The sequence below is a fragment of the Streptomyces caelestis genome, from assembly GCF_001279005.1.
Classification (GTDB): domain Bacteria; phylum Actinomycetota; class Actinomycetes; order Streptomycetales; family Streptomycetaceae; genus Streptomyces; species Streptomyces heliomycini.
In genome coordinates this window covers 1-252 of sequence record NZ_LGCN01000162.1, presented here as the reverse complement: position 1 = coordinate 252, position 252 = coordinate 1, and the positions used below count along the sequence as shown (strand labels likewise).

Genomic DNA, 252 nt, shown 5'->3' with positions numbered 1-252 from the left:
GGCGACGTGGGAGGCGATCGAGCGGGCCGGGATGGACCCGGTCTCCCTGCGGGGCAGCCGGACCGGCGTCTTCGCCGGCGTCATGTACAACGACTACGGAAGCATCCTCACCGACGAGCAGTACGAGGGCTACCGTGGCAACGGCAGCGCGGGCAGCATCGCTTCCGGCCGTGTGGCGTACACGTTCGGGTTCGAGGGTCCTGCGGTGACGGTGGACACGGCGTGTTCGTCGTCGTTGGTGGCGTTGCACTG

At 68.7% G+C, this 252-nt stretch carries 1 protein-coding gene; it reads left to right on the top strand.

Annotation, left to right across the window (positions count from 1 at the left end; all coding sequences use genetic code 11):
- On the top strand, nucleotides 1-252 hold a 252-nt coding region (locus ADK41_RS14895; RefSeq protein WP_037805382.1), incomplete at both ends, for a beta-ketoacyl synthase N-terminal-like domain-containing protein.